Annotated in this window: 15 protein-coding genes and 2 tRNA genes; 6 read left to right on the plus strand and 11 right to left on the minus strand. The window is 65.9% G+C overall.

Translation table 11 applies throughout. The features are described 5' to 3' along the window. Positions 1 to 11 precede the first annotated feature (11 nt). The 3 genes from HMPREF2581_RS20205 to HMPREF2581_RS20215 are packed head-to-tail and all read right to left on the minus strand — an operon-like array spanning position 12 to position 1,160. A complete protein-coding gene (locus HMPREF2581_RS20205; protein ID WP_003109166.1) occupies positions 12 to 491 on the minus strand; it encodes an SEL1-like repeat protein in 480 nt (159 codons plus the stop codon). After that, positions 481 to 846, minus strand: coding sequence for a hypothetical protein (locus HMPREF2581_RS20210; protein ID WP_003114793.1), 366 nt, complete (start codon positions 844 to 846; stop codon positions 481 to 483). The genes HMPREF2581_RS20205 and HMPREF2581_RS20210 overlap by 11 nt, the downstream gene beginning before the upstream one ends. A gap of 2 nt (positions 847 to 848) precedes the next feature. Further along, positions 849 to 1,160: a helix-turn-helix domain-containing protein gene (locus tag HMPREF2581_RS20215; RefSeq protein WP_003138351.1), complete on the minus strand. Its 312-nt coding sequence runs from the start codon at positions 1,158 to 1,160 to the stop codon at positions 849 to 851. A gap of 103 nt (positions 1,161 to 1,263) precedes the next feature. Between HMPREF2581_RS20215 and HMPREF2581_RS20220 the strand changes: the two genes are divergently transcribed. Further along, positions 1,264 to 2,010 (plus strand): substrate-binding periplasmic protein, encoded by a 747-nt coding sequence (locus HMPREF2581_RS20220; protein WP_003091598.1) that lies wholly within the window; start codon positions 1,264 to 1,266, stop codon positions 2,008 to 2,010. Here the strand turns inward: HMPREF2581_RS20220 and HMPREF2581_RS20225 are convergent. The 4 genes from HMPREF2581_RS20225 to HMPREF2581_RS20240 form a co-directional block, all read right to left on the minus strand. Further along, complete coding sequence (locus HMPREF2581_RS20225) at positions 1,998 to 2,429, minus strand: YkvA family protein (protein ID WP_003091599.1); 432 nt, start codon at positions 2,427 to 2,429, stop codon at positions 1,998 to 2,000. The genes HMPREF2581_RS20220 and HMPREF2581_RS20225 overlap by 13 nt on opposite strands. A gap of 369 nt (positions 2,430 to 2,798) precedes the next feature. Continuing rightward, entirely contained in the window at positions 2,799 to 3,560 is a 762-nt protein-coding gene (locus tag HMPREF2581_RS20230) for a BamJ family beta-barrel-assembly machinery protein (RefSeq protein ID WP_003091600.1), read from the minus strand. Positions 3,561 to 3,816: 256 nt separating this feature from the next. Continuing rightward, a tRNA-Asp gene (locus HMPREF2581_RS20235) sits at positions 3,817 to 3,893 on the minus strand. Between the two features lie 16 nt (positions 3,894 to 3,909). Further along, positions 3,910 to 3,985, minus strand: a tRNA-Val gene (locus HMPREF2581_RS20240). 164 nt (positions 3,986 to 4,149) lie between these two features. Between HMPREF2581_RS20240 and rdgC the strand changes: the two genes are divergently transcribed. From rdgC to HMPREF2581_RS20260, 4 genes are all read left to right on the plus strand, one after another. After that, a complete protein-coding gene (rdgC, locus tag HMPREF2581_RS20245; protein ID WP_003091601.1) occupies positions 4,150 to 5,070 on the plus strand; it encodes a recombination-associated protein RdgC in 921 nt (306 codons plus the stop codon). 86 nt (positions 5,071 to 5,156) lie between these two features. After that, the gene (locus tag HMPREF2581_RS20250) at positions 5,157 to 6,092 is read left to right on the plus strand and encodes a bile acid:sodium symporter family protein (RefSeq protein WP_003138348.1); all 936 of its coding nucleotides are present in this window, start codon (positions 5,157 to 5,159) and stop codon (positions 6,090 to 6,092) included. Between the two features lie 139 nt (positions 6,093 to 6,231). Beyond that, positions 6,232 to 6,546 carry a quaternary ammonium compound efflux SMR transporter SugE gene (gene sugE / locus HMPREF2581_RS20255; RefSeq protein ID WP_003091603.1) on the plus strand — a complete coding sequence of 105 codons (315 nt, stop codon included), beginning with the start codon at positions 6,232 to 6,234 and terminating at the stop codon, positions 6,544 to 6,546. A 214-nt stretch (positions 6,547 to 6,760) separates the two neighbouring features. Then, positions 6,761 to 6,970: a cold-shock protein gene (locus tag HMPREF2581_RS20260; RefSeq protein ID WP_003091604.1), complete on the plus strand. Its 210-nt coding sequence runs from the start codon at positions 6,761 to 6,763 to the stop codon at positions 6,968 to 6,970. Between the two features lie 60 nt (positions 6,971 to 7,030). On the opposite strand, the gene HMPREF2581_RS20265 is transcribed toward HMPREF2581_RS20260, so the two are convergent. The 4 genes from HMPREF2581_RS20265 to HMPREF2581_RS20280 all read right to left on the minus strand — a co-directional run bounded on the left by HMPREF2581_RS20265 (position 7,031) and on the right by HMPREF2581_RS20280 (position 12,850). Next, a complete protein-coding gene (locus HMPREF2581_RS20265; protein WP_003138346.1) occupies positions 7,031 to 8,905 on the minus strand; it encodes an MFS transporter in 1,875 nt (624 codons plus the stop codon). 174 nt (positions 8,906 to 9,079) lie between these two features. Then, complete coding sequence (locus tag HMPREF2581_RS20270; protein ID WP_003091606.1) at positions 9,080 to 11,245, minus strand: TonB-dependent receptor family protein; 2,166 nt, start codon at positions 11,243 to 11,245, stop codon at positions 9,080 to 9,082. Between the two features lie 96 nt (positions 11,246 to 11,341). Then, positions 11,342 to 12,196 (minus strand): AraC family transcriptional regulator, encoded by an 855-nt coding sequence (locus HMPREF2581_RS20275; protein WP_003091607.1) that lies wholly within the window; start codon positions 12,194 to 12,196, stop codon positions 11,342 to 11,344. Between the two features lie 66 nt (positions 12,197 to 12,262). Further along, the gene (locus tag HMPREF2581_RS20280) at positions 12,263 to 12,850 is read right to left on the minus strand and encodes a GNAT family N-acetyltransferase (RefSeq protein WP_003119682.1); all 588 of its coding nucleotides are present in this window, start codon (positions 12,848 to 12,850) and stop codon (positions 12,263 to 12,265) included. Positions 12,851 to 13,115: 265 nt separating this feature from the next. Here HMPREF2581_RS20280 and HMPREF2581_RS20285 point away from each other — a divergent pair, with 265 nt between their 5' ends. Then, positions 13,116 to 16,595 (plus strand): PAS domain-containing hybrid sensor histidine kinase/response regulator, encoded by a 3,480-nt coding sequence (locus HMPREF2581_RS20285; RefSeq protein ID WP_003117605.1) that lies wholly within the window; start codon positions 13,116 to 13,118, stop codon positions 16,593 to 16,595. Positions 16,596 to 16,600: the final 5 nt, after the last annotated feature.

Here is a 16,600-nt window from a genome sequence, read left to right on the forward strand (position 1 = left end):
CGTTCGTTCAGCTAGAGACCGAGCGCGGACGCCCGTTGCGCATAGTGCTCGGCGCGCTCGCTGTCCGGCGCCAGGCCCGGGCCTCCATCGCGGTAGAGTTCCGCCAGCTTGCGCGCCGCCAGCGGGTGGCCCGCCTCTGCCGCTAGTGCCCAGTGGCGGCTGGCTGCCAGCGCGTCGGGCGCTTGCCGGCTGTCGCCCTTGAGCGCCTGCACGCCGAGCTGGTAGGCCGCTTTCCCATCGCCCGCGCTGGCAGCCAGGCGCAGCAGGCGCAGGCCCTCCTCGCGTGCGCCGAAGCCCTGTCCACGGAACAGCAGCAGGTGACCGTAGAACGCCTGGGCGTCGCGGTGTCCGAGGTTGGCCATGCGCGAGAACTGCCCCTGCATCCACTGCCAGGCTCGCGGCTGCTTGACCAGCCAGGGCCAGCCCAGCAACTGCCGGGCCACGCCGTAACCGAGGCGGGCGCGCAGGCGCCAGATCCATTCAGAGTTCATCGGGATACTCGAATTCGAAGACACGGACCACTTCCGCCGCATGCCAGCCAGCCGCGGCCGGGCCGTCCGGCGGACCGGAAAAACGCCCGAGGCGCTCCACGCACTCGAAGAAACCGGTGCGCGGCAAGCGGCTTGCGCCCTGGCTGATGACCAGCGAACTGCGCAACGGACGCCCCGAGCGCGCATCCAGCGATGCCAGGTGCTCGAGAGCCGCGGTGAGGGTGGTCATCGCCGGAGTCGGCAGTTGCAGGCGCTCGATCAGCGCCCGGTAGGTGAGCAGATGACGCTGGCGACGCGCATCCTCGATTTCCAGCAGCAGGCTATCCCAGTGTTTACGGCTGATCAGCACACTCAAGGTCAGGCCCCCGTCGCTTTGCCCAGCACACGCTCCAGGGCGAACAGGATGGCCTCGCTGGCCTCGCGTTCGCCGCGTTCGATCATCGCCATGTAGGAAGGACTGATACCGACCTCCCGGGCCACCTGTTCCAGGCTCAGGCCGCGCGCCTCGCGGCGCTCCAGCAGGCTCGCGAATGGCACCGCCGGCGCGGTCGTCTCCACCGCGACACTGGCGGCCGGGCGACCGGCGGCGGCCAGCAACGCCTGGTATTCGGCCCAGGGCAACACCGCGTATTCCGCCTCGCCGTCTCGCGTGATCACTTGGACATTCATGTCGGTCTCCTTGCAAGCCGCCATCTTATCAGGCACCGCGCCGCTGCGGACTGGCTATACTGCTGCCCTGGTCACACAGTCTGCCTGGTGGAGGAGCCCACGGGTGCGCCGGAGAAGTCTTGGTTTGTGCATCCTGCTGGGAGTCGGACAGGCCTTCGCCGGCGAGCTGCGCTGGGGCTTCAGCCCCGCCGACGGCATGCCCTACGTGGACATCGTCGATCACCAGCTGCAAGGCGGCTTCACCCGCCAGTTGGGGGAGCGGGTCGCGCAGCGGCTGGGATTGTCGCTGCGTTTCGTGGAAACGCCGAACCGAAGGATCGACGGCTTCATGGCCAGCGGACATATTCACGTGATCTGCAACTCCAACCCCGGATGGGATAGCAAACCCGAACGCTACCATTGGTCTCCTGCCCTCTTCGAAGAGCAGGACGTCCTGCTGCAGCGCGACGACCGTCCGGCGATCCGCGACTTCGCCGAGCTGCGCGGCAAGACCCTGGGTACAAGTCTAGGCTATGTCTACGCGGACGATCTCATGCAGGCCTTCGCTGCCGGGGAAATTCGCCGCGAAGATACCCGCGACCTGGCCAGTCGCGTGCAGATGCTCAAGCGTTCGCGCCTGGACGCCGCAGTGGACATGCGCCGCCCGCTGCTCTACCTGACGCGCCAGCATCCCGAGCTGGGCCTGAGCGTCAGTCCGCTGGTACTGCAGAGCTATCGGATGCACTGCATCTATGGCGGACAACTGCCGGTCCCCGTCGAAAGTATGGACCGGGTGCTCGACGAGATGGTCAGGGACGGCAGCATCGAGCGCCTGCTGGAAAACAGCCTGCGAACCCCTCAGGAACCCTGAACGCGCTCCGCCCTGGGAGCCGGCAGCTCTCGCAGCGCCTGCTGCGTCTCGACGGCCTGGGCGTCGCGCCAGACCTTGAAGGCATCCAGCTCGGACTGCCAGCGACGCACTACCCAGGCCAGGACGGCGAGATCGTCGAGCAAGCCGACACCGAAGATGAAGTCGGGGACGATATCCACCGGCGAAAGGAAATAGGCCAGCGCCGCGATCACCGAGAGCAACGCCTGGCGGCTGAGTCCGCGGTATTCGCCGCGAACCCAGGCCACCAGCAGTTCCTGCAGCAGGCGCAGGTCGCTCTTCACCAGCTTCAGGCGCGAGCGCTTGCGTGCTACCGCAATCAACAAGGCGGGCACCCGGCCACGGGCCAGGAAACGTTCCGCGATCCCCAGGTAACGACTGAATCCTCGTGGTGCATCCATCCTTCCACCTCGCTCAAGCGCTTGCCGCCGAGGCTCTCCGGGTTATCCACGCATACTGTGGATAACCTTGTGAACAGCCCCCCCTTCCGTCGGCGAGAAGCCCGTCGCTACAGGCTTTCCGACAGATCGGACACTTTTTAGACAATGCTCTAAAAGCATTGAAAATCAAGGGTTTGACCTAGCGCAACGGACAACCCGAGGTCAATACCGTAGGTCGGGTCGACGTGCGACAAATGTGTGCATAAGGGTAACACCGGCCGTGCCCTCGACCTGTTTTCAGACCCTCGCGGCAGCGCCTGGGTTCAGCCGAATCCGCAAATGAAAACGCCCCGTCATGGACGGGGCGTTTCATGCATCGCGGCGGAAGAATTACTTCTTCGCGTCCGCCTTGGCTTCGGGCTGCGCTGCGGCACCGGCCTCGGGCTCCGCGTCCGGCTTGGACGGATCCTTGATGCCGAGCAGTTCCATGTCGAAGACCAGTACCGAGTTGGCCGGGATCGCCGGGCTCGGGCTCTGCGCGCCGTAGGCCAGCTCGCTGGGGATGTACAGCTTGATCTTCTCGCCGACGTGCATCAGTTGCAGGGCTTCGACCCAACCCGGGATCACGCCGCTGACCGGCAGGTCGATCGGGCTGCCGCGCTCGATGGAGCTGTCGAAGACGGTGCCATCGGTCAGGCGGCCTTCGTAGTGGACGGTCACCACGTCGGTGGCCTTCGGTTGCGGGCCATCGGCCTTCTTCACGATTTCGTACTGGAGGCCGGAAGCGGTGGTGGTCACGCCGTCGCGCTTGCCGTTTTCCTCGAGGAACTTCTTGCCGGCCTTGGCGTTTTCGTCGCCGATGGCGGCCATCCGCTCCTCGGCACGTTTCTGCAGGAAGGCGAAGGCTTCGGTCAGCTCTTCATCGGTGAGCTGCTGCTTCTTCTTGCCGAGGGCGTCCTCGATGCCCTTGGCGACGGCTTTCGAATCCAGGTCGTCCATGCCTTCCTGGGACAGGCTCTTGCCCATGTTCAGGCCGATACCATAGGAAGCTTTCTGCGCCGGGGTCTTCAACTCAACGTTGGTCTGCGAATCGCAGCCGGAGAGAACCAGACCGACCAGTGCGATCGCTGCTGCCAACCGATGTTGTTTCATGCTGAGTCCTTTAATCTGTTCGCCGCTCGGGCATATTCGATGAAGCCGCGAGCTTAGCAGGCTGTCGCGACCAGTGGCTATGGGCAATAGGAACAGGTGCGCGCGGATAAGTTCAAGGCCGAACTTTCCGAAAAATGAAGGAGATAGCAGAACGAACGCGTGGAACGAGGACAGAAGAACAGCGGAAAGGAAGCGTCGAAAAACGTCGAATTATGAAGCGGGAAGGAAGCGCAAGAGATACAGCGAAGGAAGGAAATGGCGCAGCGGACGGGACTCGAACCCGCGACCCCCGGCGTGACAGGCCGGTATTCTAACCGACTGAACTACCGCTGCGCGTAACTTGCGAGATTGGTGGGTGATGACGGGATCGAACCGCCGACCCTCTGCTTGTAAGGCAGATGCTCTCCCAGCTGAGCTAATCACCCTTCACTCTCGAAGTGGGGCGCATTCTACGGAGCGATTCGGCCCCTGGCAAGCCCCTCGATGAAAAAAATTTTCTGCCGTTCCAAGGAGTTAGCGACGGACCGGGGTTGGCCTGAGCCGCCAGCGGCGGAATAATGGGTCCTTTGTGCCCGGAGAGAACGACCCCATGTGGTTCCGCAATCTGCTCGTCTACCGCCTCACCCAGGATCTGCAACTGGATGCCGATTCCCTCGAGAAAGCCCTCGGCGAAAAACCCGCCCGCCCCTGCGCCAGCCAGGAGCTGACCACCTACGGCTTCACCGCGCCGTTCGGCAAAGGCCCGGACGCACCGCTGGTACACGTCAGCCAGGACTTCTTCCTGATCTCGGCACGCAAGGAAGAGCGCATCCTGCCGGGCAGCGTCGTGCGTGACGCACTGAAGGAAAAGGTCGACGAGATCGAAGCCCAGCAGATGCGCAAGGTCTACAAGAAGGAACGCGACCAGTTGAAGGACGAGATCGTCCAGACCCTGCTGCCGCGTGCTTTCATCCGCCGCTCCAGCACCTTCGCCGCGATCGCGCCAAGCCTCGGCCTGATCCTGGTCGACTCGGCCAGCGCGAAGAAGGCCGAAGACCTGCTCTCGACGCTGCGCGAAGCGCTCGGCTCCCTGCCGGTACGCCCGCTGAGCGTGAAGGTCGCGCCGACCGCGACCCTCACCGACTGGGTCAAGACCCAGGAAGCCGCCGGCGACTTCCACGTGCTCGACGAATGCGAGCTGCGCGACACCCACGAGGACGGCGGCGTGGTCCGTTGCAAGCGCCAGGACCTGACCAGCGAGGAAATCCAGCTGCATCTCACCGCCGGCAAGCTGGTCACCCAGTTGTCCCTGGCCTGGTCGGACAAGCTGTCCTTCGTCCTCGACGACAAGCTGGCGGTCAAGCGCCTGCGCTTCGAAGACCTGCTGCAGGAGCAGGCGGAAAAGGACGGCGGCGAAGACGCCCTCGGCCAGCTCGATGCCAGCTTCACCCTGATGATGCTGACCTTCGCCGAATTCCTTCCGGCGCTCTTCGAGGCCCTCGGCGGCGAAGAAATCCCCCAGGGCGTCTGACGCCCCGCTCTCCCGGCGGCGCCCGCCGCTGGGAGAGTCGCGCCCGGCATGGCAGACTGGCGGCCGTCCAATAACAAGGAAAGCCCATGCGTGCCCTGACCGCCCTGAGCCGTTTCGTCAGCGCCAGCTTCCCGTTCTGGGTCCTGCTGTTCGCCATCCTCGCCTTCTTCCGGCCGGCCTGGTTCCTCCCGCTCACCGTCGCCATCGCGCCGCTGCTCGGCCTGGTGATGTTCGGCATGGGCCTGACGCTCAAGGGCGAAGACTTCCGCGAGGTCGCCCGGCACCCCATACGGGTGCTGATCGGCGTGCTGGCCCAGTTCGTCATCATGCCCGGCCTGGCCTGGCTGCTCTGCCGCCTGTTGCAGTTGCCGGCGGAGATCGCGGTGGGCGTGATCCTGGTCGGCTGCTGCCCCGGCGGCACCGCTTCCAACGTGATGACCTGGCTGTCCCGTGGCGATGTCGCCCTGTCGGTGGCGATCACCTCGGTGACCACCCTGCTCGCCCCGCTGGTCACGCCGGCGCTGGTCTGGCTGCTGGCCTCGGCCTGGCTGCCGGTGTCATTCGCGGCGATGTTCCTGTCGATCCTCCAGGTGGTGCTGATGCCCATCGCCCTCGGCCTGCTGGCACAGCGCCTGCTCGGCGAGCGCACCCGGCAGGTGGCGGAGGTGCTGCCGCTGGTCTCGGTATTCAGCATCGTGGTGATCATCGCCGCGGTGGTGGCCGCCAGCCAGGCGCGGATCGCCGAGTCCGGCCTGCTGATCATGGCCGTGGTGATGCTGCACAACGGCTTCGGCCTGTCGCTCGGCTATCTCACCGGCAAGCTGACCGGCATGCCGCTGGCACAGCGCAAGGCCCTGGCCATCGAAGTCGGCATGCAGAACTCGGGGCTCGGCGCGGCGCTGGCCAACGCCCATTTCTCGCCCCTGGCAGCGGTGCCCAGCGCGCTGTTCAGCGTCTGGCACAATCTCTCCGGTTCGCTGCTGGCCGCCCTGTTCCGGCGTATGGAAGATACGCCGCGTTGAACTGGGTCCCGGTCGGGAAGCCTTGTCCCGACCGATGAACCATGCAAAATACCGCACGCAGTGAGGACGACCTCACCACCCGCCTCCGGCCGGTGATCGAATGGGGACGGCCCCGCCACCCGTTGCCCTGGAGATCGCCATGTCCTGGATCATCCTGTTTTTCGCCGGCCTGTTCGAAGTGGGCTGGGCCGTTGGTCTGAAATACACCGAAGGCTTCAGCAAGCCGCTTCCCACGGTCCTCACGGCGCTCGCCATGCTGGTCAGCCTGGGCCTGCTCGGCCTGGCCATGAAGCACCTGCCGCTGGGCACCGCCTATGCCGTCTGGACCGGGGTCGGCGCGGTCGGCACGGTAATCGCCGGGATCGTCCTGTTCGGCGAATCCATGGCATTGCTGCGCCTGGCCAGCGTCGCGCTGATCGTCTGCGGACTGGTCGGCCTCAAGCTGAGCCATTAGACATCCATCGAATATGCTCCGAGGGGTATCGCTTTCCGCAGTTTTATCGCGTACTCTGCGACCACTGTGCTTGCTTGGGTCACAGTGAATCGTGACCTGGTGTGGTAGATCTCGGTCCGCTCATCGCCTCGGCTCCTCGTACTCTTTGCAACTCAGTACCTACCGGCTCGGATATTTCCGTCGCCGCAATCAACTTTGTTTCAGGAGTTACACCATGTCGAATCGTCAGAACGGCACCGTAAAATGGTTCAACGACGCCAAAGGCTTCGGCTTCATCACCCCGGAAAGCGGTAACGACCTGTTCGTTCACTTCCGTTCCATCCAGGGCACCGGCTTCAAGAGCCTGCAGGAAGGCCAGAAGGTTTCCTTCGTGGTCGTCAACGGCCAGAAAGGCCTGCAAGCCGACGAAGTACAAGTTATCTAACTTGTAGTTCGCCAAAAAAAGCCCCGGCATCGCCGGGGCTTTTTCGTTTCTGCGGATCGATCAGCGAGCTTCGCCGCGCAAGCTCGTCACCCGCGCCTGCAGGTCGAGGCGCTCCACCGCCCCCGGCGCCACCGATTCGCCGGCCACCAGGCTTACCCGCGACCACAGGCGGCGGAAGAAGCCCTTGTTCGGGTCGCGGCTGAAGAAGCTGCCCCACAGACCCTGCAGCGCCATGGGGATCACCGGAACCGGGGTTTCCTCGATGATCCGCTCGATCCCGGCGCGGAACTCGTTCATCTCGCCGTCGGCGGTCAGCTTGCCTTCAGGGAAGATGCACACCAGCTCCCCGTCCCTCAGGTAGTCGGCGATGCGCTGGAAGGCGCGTTCGTAGATCCCTTCGTCCTCGTGGCGCGCCGCTATGGGCACCGCGCCGGCGGTGCGGAAGACGAAGTTGAGCACCGGCAGCGAGAAGATCCTGTAGTACATGACGAAGCGCACCGGCCGCCGGATCGAGCCGGCGATCAGCAGCGCGTCCACGTACGAGACGTGGTTGCACACCAGCACCGCCGCTCCCTCGTCCGGGATCGCCTCCAGATTCACATGCCGGACCCGGTACATGGTGTGGCTGAGCAGCCAGACCAGGAAGCGCATGGTGAATTCCGGGACGATCTTGAAGATGTACACGTTCACCGCGACGTTCATCAGCGACAGGGCGAGGAACAGCTGCGGGATCGACAGCTTGGCGACGCTGAGGAAGAGGATCGAGACCAGCGCAGCGGCGACCATGAACAGGGCGTTGAGGATGTTGTTGGCGGCGATCACCCGGGCCCGCTTGTCTTCGTCGGTGCGCGCCTGGATCAGGGCGTACAGCGGTACGATGTAGAAGCCGCCGAAAATGCCGATGAACAGGATGTCGGTCAGCACCGCCCAGGTCTCATGGTGGCGCAGCACCGCCAGCCAGTCGTAGGGCGCCTCGCCTGGGGGAATGCCGCCGGCGTGCCACCAGAGGAGGATGCCGAAGACGGTCAGGCCGATCGAGCCGAACGGCACCAGGCCGATCTCCACCTTGCGACCGGAAAGCTTCTCGCACAGCATCGAGCCCAGCGCGATGCCCACCGAGAACACGGTGAGGATCAGGGTCACCACGCTTTCGTCGCCGTGCAGCCATTCCTTGGCGAAGGTCGGGATCTGCGTCAGGTAGACCGCGCCGAGGAACCAGAACCAGGAGTTGCCCACCAGCGAGCGCGAGACCGCCGGGCGCTGGCCGAGCCCCAGGCGGAGGATGCTCCAGGACTGGGCGAAGATGTTCCAGTCGAGCTTCAACCCCGGCAGCGCCGCCGCCGCTCGCGGAATGCCGCGGCTGGCCAGGTAGCCGCAGGCGGCCACCAGCACCACCGCGGTGGCCACCGCCGCCGCGTAATGCGCATGGGACATCAGCACGCCGGCGCCGATGGTGCCGGCCAGGATCGCCAGGAAGGTGCCCATCTCCACCAGCGCGTTGCCGCCGACCAGTTCGTCCTCGTGCAGGTGCTGGGGCAGGATCGAATACTTCACCGGGCCAAATAGCGCCGAGTGGGTGCCCATGGCGAACAGCGCGACGAACATCAGCGGCAGGCTGCCGAAGACGAAGCCGGCAGCGCCGACCAGCATGATGCCCACCTCGGCCAGCTTCAGCGCGCGCATCAGCGCGTCCTTGTTGTACTTCTCGCCGAACTGTCCGCCCAGTGCCGAGAACAGGAAGAACGGCAGGATGAACAGCAGCGCGCAGAGGTTGACCAGCAGACTGCGGTCGCCGCTGACGCTGAGGTGATAGAGGATGGCGAGGATCAGCGACTGCTTGAAGATGTTGTCGTTGAAGGCGCCGAGCAGCTGGGTGATGAAGAACGGCAGGAAACGCCGCTTGCCCAGCAGGGCGAATTGCGAATGTTGGGTCATCGTCCTTGTTACCTTGCGTGGCTGCCGAAAGGAAGCCCGTCATCGATTGGACTGCATGGACCGCGGATCAGGCCACAGCGTTCCGATGGAAATTCCGCGCCCATCATAGAACAGGCGTCCGCGTTGCCGCAGGACGCCTGTCGTCGGACGATGCGCCAAGTCGCATCCGAATATTCAGAAACCGACGCTGGCCTGCATGAACAGCGTTCGCGGCTGACCCACGTAGATTCCCGAATTGTTGTCGCTGGAGCGGGTGAAATACTGCTTGTCGAACAGGTTCTTCACCCCGAGGCCGAGCTTCAGGTTCGACGCCTGCGGGCCGAAGTCGTAGCCGACGCGGGCATTCCAGGTCACGTAGCCGGGAATGTCGCCGTACTGGCCGTCGGCGCTGGGCTCGGTGATGTAGTTGTGGGTGAAGTTGCCCTGGCTGTCGGTGCTCAGCCCTGGCGCGCGCTGCATGGACTGGGCGAAGGCGTCGAGGTTGTAGGTCCAGCGGTCGACCTCGTAGCGCACCCCGGCGGTGGCCACCTGGCGCGAGTAGAGCGGCAGGTCGCGCCCCTTGAAGGAGGGAATGTCGCCTTCGTAGGTGGCGCGGGTATAGGTGAGGCTGCCGTAGACCGACAGGCCGTCCAGGCGCGGATCGAGAGCGGCGAAGTCATAGTGGCCGGAAGTCTCGATGCCCTGGTGCTTGGTGGCGCCGAGGTTGGTCCAGCCGACGTCGTTGCTGACGTACTGCAGCTCGTCGTCGAAGTCGATGTAGAACAGCGTGATCTCGCCGCCCCAGCTGCCGTTGTCGTAGCGCGTGCCCAGTTCGTAGGTCTTGGCCTTCTCCGGCTCCAGGCCGGCGGCGGTATCGTTGCCGCTGCCGCCCTGGCCGAGCTGGAAATACTGCAGGCTGCCGAACGATTCGGAGTAGTTGGCGAACAGCTTCCACTCGTCGCTCAAGTGATACATCAGGCTCAGCGCCGGCAGCGGTTCGTTGTAGTCCTTGCTGCGCTTCTTCTCCTGCACCGGCTTGCCGTTCAGGCCGAGCACCGGGCGGTCGCGCCAGTCGCTGTCGATCTTCTCGAAGCGGATGCCGGGGGTGATGGTCCAGTTGCCGACATCGATCTTGTCGTCGATGTAGAAGGCGCTGGCCTCGGTACCGCCGGTACGGTCCTGGTAGGTATGGCCGTCCGAGCCGGGACGCACGGTCGGCACATTGTCGACCAGTGCCAGTTGGCTGGCACGCTCGTTCATCGCTTCCTTCAGGTAGCGGTAGCCGATGCCGATCTCCTGGGTGGTCGGGCCGGCGAAGAAGATCCGCGAGACCCGCGGCTCCACCGCGAACACATGGTAGTCGCGCGGGTACGAGGTGATGGTCCTGAGGTTGCGCGCGGCGATGCTGCTGCCGCGGAAACTGTCGCTGTAGTAGGTGAGCACCTCGAACTGGGTGAGGTCGTCGACCTGGCGGGTGTACTTCAGCGAGAAGTCCTTGCGCCGACCACGGAAGTTGTCCCAGTCGCGCACCGACTGGAAGGGATCGTCGTCGTACTGCGCCTGGGTCAGGCCGCCCGGCATATCGGCGTAGGCGTCGTAGTAGTGGAAGTTGGCCGCCAACTGGTCGCTGTCGGTGAGCTGCCAATGGGTCTTGAGCAGCACGTCATCAATATCGTTGTCGTTGTTGCCGTCGCGGTAGTCGGCGCCCTTCACCCCGGAATACAGCAGCGCCACGCCCAGGCCGTTGTCGGCGGTCCCGCCGAGGAACGCCTGGTTGAGCTTCTTCCAGCCGCCGTGGCCGGCATGCTCGATGGTGGTGCCGATTTCGCCGGAGAACTTCTCCGGAATCGCCCGGGTCACGAAGTTGATCACCCCGCCGACGTTCTGCGGGCCGTAGCGCACCGAGCCGGCGCCGCGCACGACGTCGATGCTCTCCAGGTTGCCGATGGACAACGGCATCATCGACAGCTGCGGCTGGCCGTAGGGCGCCACCGCCGCCGGCACGCCGTCGATCATCACCGTCGAGCGCGGCGACAGGCGTGAAGTCAGGCCACGCACCCCGACGTTCAGGGAGATGTCGCTGCCGCCGGTACCGTTGTTGTCCTGCACTTGCACGCCGGGCACCTTGCGCAGCACGTCGCGGACGTTCTGCGCACCGCTCTCGAGCATTTCCCGACGACGCACCACGCTGCGCGCGCCGGGATGGTTCTGCACCACCGCCTGGTCGGCTTCGCCCAGCCAGTCGCCGACCACGGTGACCGTGCCCAGCTCCTTGGCTTCCTCTTCGGCCTGCGCCGCCTGCATGGACACACCCAGCGCGATGGCGACGGCCAGGCGCGACAACGAACTCACGGACGACATCGAGGCTCCCCCAGGGACGCAGGAAAAAGTGGGGCGCAAAATTACGGCAAATCGTAAAGAACGTAAATACAAATGATTTGCAAATGTGAGCTTGACTTATTCGTATGTCGTCAAGGACGAGCGCGCGCAGGCCGAGCGGTATTCACCCGGTGCCACCCCGTAGGCCTGCTTGAACTGGCGACCGAGGTGGCTCTGGTCGGCGAAGCCCAGCTCCAGGGCCACCTCCAGCGGCGCCCGGCCGCTCTTGAGCAGTGCCCTGGCCTGCTCCAGGCGGCGCTGCCTGAGCCAGGCGTGGGGCGGCATGCCGGTGGCGCGACGGAAGACCCGGGCAAAATGGAACGGGGACAGATTGACCGCCGCCGCCAGTTCCTCCAGCGAAGGCGGATCGAGCAACCGCGCCGCCAGCAGTTCGCGGGCGCGGGCCACCGCCAACGGCTCCTGCCCGGCCTTCGGCGCTTCTGGCAGGCGGGCGTGGCGACGGAACAGGGCGAGCATCGTCTCGCGCCAGCGGGTCTGGGTTTCCAGGCTGCCGGCATGCTCGGCCAGCAGGCGGTGCAAGTGGACGAAGGCGCGTGCCAGGGGCTGGTCGTGGATCACGCTGTCGGCGAAACGCGGCACGCCGCCATGATGGATTTCCAGCTCGTCGAGAATCCCGTCGATCTGCTCCATTTCCGGGTAGTAGCCGCGATAGAGCCAACCGGCATCATGGGCCTTGGAGCCGGTGTGCACTTCGTCGGGGTTGATCAGCACCATGCTGCCCAGCGGGGCCAGGTGCTCGCCGCCACGATGGCGGAAGCGCTGCGCGCCCTGCTCGATGATGACCAGGGCGAAGCTGCTGTGCACGTGCGGCGCGAAGCGCTGCTCCACATAGCGCGCGTGCAGAAGTTCGACGCCGCCCAGTTCGGCGGCGCGCCAGAAATGCGTGTGTTCTCCGCTCGTCTCGTCCGGCACTGCCGTCTCCTCGTTCGCCCGTCCGGACGGGCCGCCCAGCATACCGCAGGAGCGACGGAACCGGCTTCAGCCGGTGAAGCTGGCTTCCAGCGCCGCCTTGACCTGCGGCCATTCGTGGTCGGTGATGCTGTAGACGAAGGTGTCGTCTAGCCGCCCGCCGGCCAGCCGCCGGTGGTTGCGCAGCACGCCCTCGCGCTGCGCGCCGAGCTTGTCGATGGCGCCCTGGGCGCGCAGGTTGCTCGCCGCCGTGCTGAGCTGCACGCGGACCATGCGCAGGTTGTCGAAGGCATGCTTGAGCATCAGGTACTTGATCATGCGGTTCAGGCCGCTGCCGTGCTGGGCCTGGTCGAGCCAGGTCCAGCCGATCTCGCAGGCCGGCAAGGCGGGAAGGAATTCGGCGAAGCGCGTGGTCCCGACCAGTTGCACGCCGAGGCGGACGGCGAGCGGCAACGCCCTGCCCTCGCGCTGCTCGGCGAGGCTCTGGCGGTACCAGTCCGGCCGCGTCGGTCCGTCCATGTACTGCAGCGCCTCGCGGTTGGCTTCGGCAAGGCTCACCAGCTCGGGAATGTCCGCTTCCACCAGCGGCTCGAGACGCAAGGCTCCGCGCTGCAGGGTGATCGGTAGCGGCTTGAACATGGGCGCCCTCCTCGACATCGACGCAAAACTCCGCTCCCATCAGAGCGTAGCGGCCGCGTTTAGTGCCGCAGCCGAAACCGGCTACGATGAACGGACAGCCGGCCGCCGGGGCCGTCCGCGCTCACGCAGCCCGGCACGCTACCAACTCCGCGCGTCCGGCTCAAGCATGCGTGCGACCTTGGTCGCAGGCGGCCTGACGCGCGGGCCGACAAGTGCGAAACTGGCGCGAAAGCAAGACCCCCGCCTCACGCCAGCTTCACGCGGGGACATCATCGGAGTTCGCATGTCGCTGTCCATCGGGCTGATCGCCGTGGTCGCCCTGGTCTACATGGCCATCCTGTTCGCCATCGCCTTCTATGGCGACCGTCGCCGCACCCCGCTCTCACCCCGCCTGCGCGCCTGGGTCTACAGCCTCTCCCTGGCAGTGTACTGCACCAGCTGGACCTTCTTCGGCGCGGTCGGCCAGGCCACCGACCAGCTCTGGTCGTTCCTGCCGATCTACCTCGGACCGGTGCTGCTGATGCTGTTCGCGCCCTGGGTGCTGCAGAAGATGATCATGATCAGCAAGCAGGAGAACATCACCTCCATCGCCGACTTCATCGCCGCCCGCTACGGCAAGTCGCAGGCGCTGGCGGTGGTGGTGGCGCTGATCTGCATGGTCGGCGTGCTGCCCTACATCGCCCTGCAACTGAAAGGCATCGTCCTCGGGGTGAACCTGCTGATCGGCTCCGGCGCCGACTCCACCGGTACCCGCGCCCAGGACACGGCGCTGATCGTGTCGCTGGTGCTGGCGCTGTTCACCATCGTCTTCGGTACCCGCAGCCTGGATGTCACCGAACACCACCGCGGCATGGTCCTGGCCATCGCCTTCGAGTCGCTGGTCAAGCTCACCGCCTTCCTCGCCGTGGGCATCTTCGTCACCTTCGGCCTCTACGACGGCTTCGCCGATCTCTTCTCCCAGGCCCGCGCCGCGCCGCAGTTGGCCGACTACTGGGAAGAGACCGTGCACTGGCCGGCGATGCTGCTGCAGACCGGCGTGGCGATGACCGCGATCATGTGCCTGCCGCGGCAATTCCACGTCACCGTGGTGGAGAACATCGAGCCGCGCGACCTCAACCTGGCGCGCTGGGTGTTCCCCATCTACCTGGTGCTGGCCGCGTTGTTCGTGGTGCCGATCGCCCTCGCCGGCCAGTTGCACCTGCCCGCCGGGGTAATGCCGGACTCCTTCGTCATCAGCCTGCCGCTGGCCGAGGCACACCCGGCGCTGGCCCTGCTGGCATTCATCGGCGGCGCCTCGGCCGCCACCGGAATGGTCATCGTCGCCAGCGTCGCGCTGTCGACCATGGTCTCCAACGACATGCTCCTGCCGTGGCTGCTGCGACGCCGGGAAAAGGACACCGAACGGCCCTTCGAGGCCTTCCGTCACTGGCTGCTGACCGTGCGCCGGGTGAGCATCGCGGTGATCCTGCTGCTCGCCTACGTGGCCTACCGCCTGCTCGGCTCCAGCGCCAGCCTGGCGACCATCGGCCAGATCGCCTTCGCCGCCATCGCCCAGCTCGGCCCGGCGATGATCGGCGCGCTGTACTGGAAACAGGCCAACCGCCGCGGGGTCTTCGCCGGCCTCGCCGCCGGCTCGCTGCTGTGGGCCTATACGCTGGTCCTGCCGGTGGTGGCCAAGGGCCTTGGCTGGCCGCTGGAGCGCATCCCCGGCCTGACCTGGCTGGCAAGCAATCCCTTCGGCCTGCCGATCGAGCCGCTGACCCAGGGCGTGCTGATCTCGCTGGTCGGCAACTTCGCCCTGTTCGGCCTGGTCTCGGTGCTCTCGCGCACCCGCGTGTCCGAGCACTGGCAGGCCAGCCGCTTCATCGGCCAGGAGATCTCCCAGCGGCAGAACTCGCGCTTCATGCTCGCGGTGCAGGTGGAAGACCTGCTGATGCTCGCCGCGCGTTTCGTCGGAGAGGAACGCGCGCGGCAAAGCTTCATCCGCTTCGCCTACCGCCAGGGCAAGGGCTTCACCCCGAACCAGACCGCCAACAACGAGTGGATCGCGCACACCGAGCGCCTGCTCGCCGGGGTCCTCGGCGCGTCCTCGGCGCGGGCGGTGGTGAAGGCCGCCATCGAAGGGCGCGAGATGCAGGTGGAGGACGTGGTGCGGATCGCCGACGAAGCCTCCGAGGTGCTGCAATTCAACCGCGCCCTGCTGCAGGGCGCGATCGAGAACATCACCCAGGGCATCAGCGTGGTCGACCAGTCGCTGCGCCTGGTGGCCTGGAACCACCGCTACCTGGAACTGTTCGAGTACCCGGACGGACTGATCTACGTCGGCCGACCGATCGCCGACATCATCCGCTACAACGCCGATCGCGGCCTGTGCGGGCCCGGCGATCCGGACATGCACGTGGCCAAGCGCCTGTACTGGATGCGCCAGGGCACTCCGCACACCTCCGAGCGGCTGTTCCCCAACGGCCGGGTCATCGAGCTGATCGGCAACCCGATGCCCGGCGGCGGCTTCGTCATGAGCTTCACCGATATCACCGCCTACCGCGAGGCCGAACAGGGCCTCAAGGGCGCCAACGAGTCGCTGGAACAGCGGGTCCAGGAGCGTACCCAGGAACTCTCGCAGTTGAACCAGGAACTCAGCGAGGCGAAGAGCAACGCCGAGGCCGCCAACCAGTCGAAGACCCGCTTCCTCGCCGCCGTCAGCCACGACCTGATGCAGCCGCTGAACGCCGCGCGGCTGTTCTCCGCCGCCCTCGCCCACCAGGACGCGCTGCCCGGTGAGGTCCGCGACCTGGTGCAGCACCTCGACTCGTCGCTGCGTTCCGCCGAGGACCTGATCACCGACCTGCTGGACATCTCGCGCCTGGAAAGCGGCCGGGTCAGCGCCGAACGCAACCCGTTCCCGCTGAACAACCTCTACGATGCCCTCGGCGTCGAGTTCAAGGCGCTGGCCCAGGAACAGGGCCTGCATTTCCGCCTGCGCGGCAGCCAGCTGCGGGTGGACAGCGACATCAAGCTGCTGCGGCGCATCCTACAGAACTTCCTGACCAACGCTTTCCGCTACGCCAAGGGCCACGTGCTGCTCGGCGTGCGCCGCGAGGACGGCTACCTGCGCCTGGAAGTCTGGGATCAGGGGCCGGGCATCCCCCCGGACAAGCAGAAAGTCATCTTCGAAGAGTTCAAGCGCCTGGACAGCCACCAGACCCGCGCGGAGAAAGGCCTCGGTCTCGGCCTGGCGATCGCCGACCGGCTCTGCAAGGTCCTCGGCCATCCGCTGGAGGTACGTTCCTGGCCGGGCAAGGGCAGCGTCTTCAGCGTCCGCGTACCGCTGGCGCGGCAGGCGCCGCCGGCCCTGGCCAACGGCCACAAGGCCGAACCGGCGCAAGCGCTGAACGGCGCCCAGGTGCTCTGCGTGGACAACGAAGACAGCATCCTCGCCGGCATGAACAGCCTGCTCAGCCGCTGGGGCTGCCAGGTCTGGACCGCGCGCAGCCGCGAGGAATGCGCCACGCTGCTGGACAGCGAGATGCGCCCGCAACTGGCGTTGATCGACTATCACCTGGACGACGGCGAGACCGGTACGCAATTGATGGCCTGGCTGCGCACGCGCCTGGGCGAGCCGGTGCCGGGCGTGGTGATCAGCGCCGACGCGCGGCCGGAACTGGTGGCGGAGATCCACGCTGCCGGCCTCGACTACCTGTCCAAGCCGGTCAAGCCGGCCGCGTTGCGGGCCCTGCTCAGCCGCCATCTGAGCCTGCGCTGAGCGGG

This window comes from Pseudomonas sp. HMSC057H01 (assembly GCF_001836405.1).
Lineage (GTDB): Bacteria > Pseudomonadota > Gammaproteobacteria > Pseudomonadales > Pseudomonadaceae > Pseudomonas > Pseudomonas aeruginosa.

What these genes read in the sequence shown, in the direction of transcription:
- HMPREF2581_RS20260 (WP_003091604.1), top strand. Translation starts at nt 6,761, where the DNA reads ATGTCGAATCGTCAGAACGGCACCGTAAAATGGTTCAACGACGCCAAA.
- HMPREF2581_RS20280 (WP_003119682.1), bottom strand. Translation starts at nt 12,850, where the DNA reads ATGTCGAGGAGGGCGCCCATGTTCAAGCCGCTACCGATCACCCTGCAG.
- HMPREF2581_RS20205 (WP_003109166.1), bottom strand. Translation starts at nt 491, where the DNA reads ATGAACTCTGAATGGATCTGGCGCCTGCGCGCCCGCCTCGGTTACGGC.
- HMPREF2581_RS20230 (WP_003091600.1), bottom strand. Translation starts at nt 3,560, where the DNA reads ATGAAACAACATCGGTTGGCAGCAGCGATCGCACTGGTCGGTCTGGTT.
- HMPREF2581_RS20265 (WP_003138346.1), bottom strand. Translation starts at nt 8,905, where the DNA reads ATGACCCAACATTCGCAATTCGCCCTGCTGGGCAAGCGGCGTTTCCTG.
- sugE (WP_003091603.1), top strand. Translation starts at nt 6,232, where the DNA reads ATGTCCTGGATCATCCTGTTTTTCGCCGGCCTGTTCGAAGTGGGCTGG.
- HMPREF2581_RS20285 (WP_003117605.1), top strand. Translation starts at nt 13,116, where the DNA reads ATGTCGCTGTCCATCGGGCTGATCGCCGTGGTCGCCCTGGTCTACATG.
- HMPREF2581_RS20250 (WP_003138348.1), top strand. Translation starts at nt 5,157, where the DNA reads ATGCGTGCCCTGACCGCCCTGAGCCGTTTCGTCAGCGCCAGCTTCCCG.
- rdgC (WP_003091601.1), top strand. Translation starts at nt 4,150, where the DNA reads ATGTGGTTCCGCAATCTGCTCGTCTACCGCCTCACCCAGGATCTGCAA.
- HMPREF2581_RS20215 (WP_003138351.1), bottom strand. Translation starts at nt 1,160, where the DNA reads ATGAATGTCCAAGTGATCACGCGAGACGGCGAGGCGGAATACGCGGTG.
- HMPREF2581_RS20225 (WP_003091599.1), bottom strand. Translation starts at nt 2,429, where the DNA reads ATGGATGCACCACGAGGATTCAGTCGTTACCTGGGGATCGCGGAACGT.
- HMPREF2581_RS20270 (WP_003091606.1), bottom strand. Translation starts at nt 11,245, where the DNA reads ATGTCGTCCGTGAGTTCGTTGTCGCGCCTGGCCGTCGCCATCGCGCTG.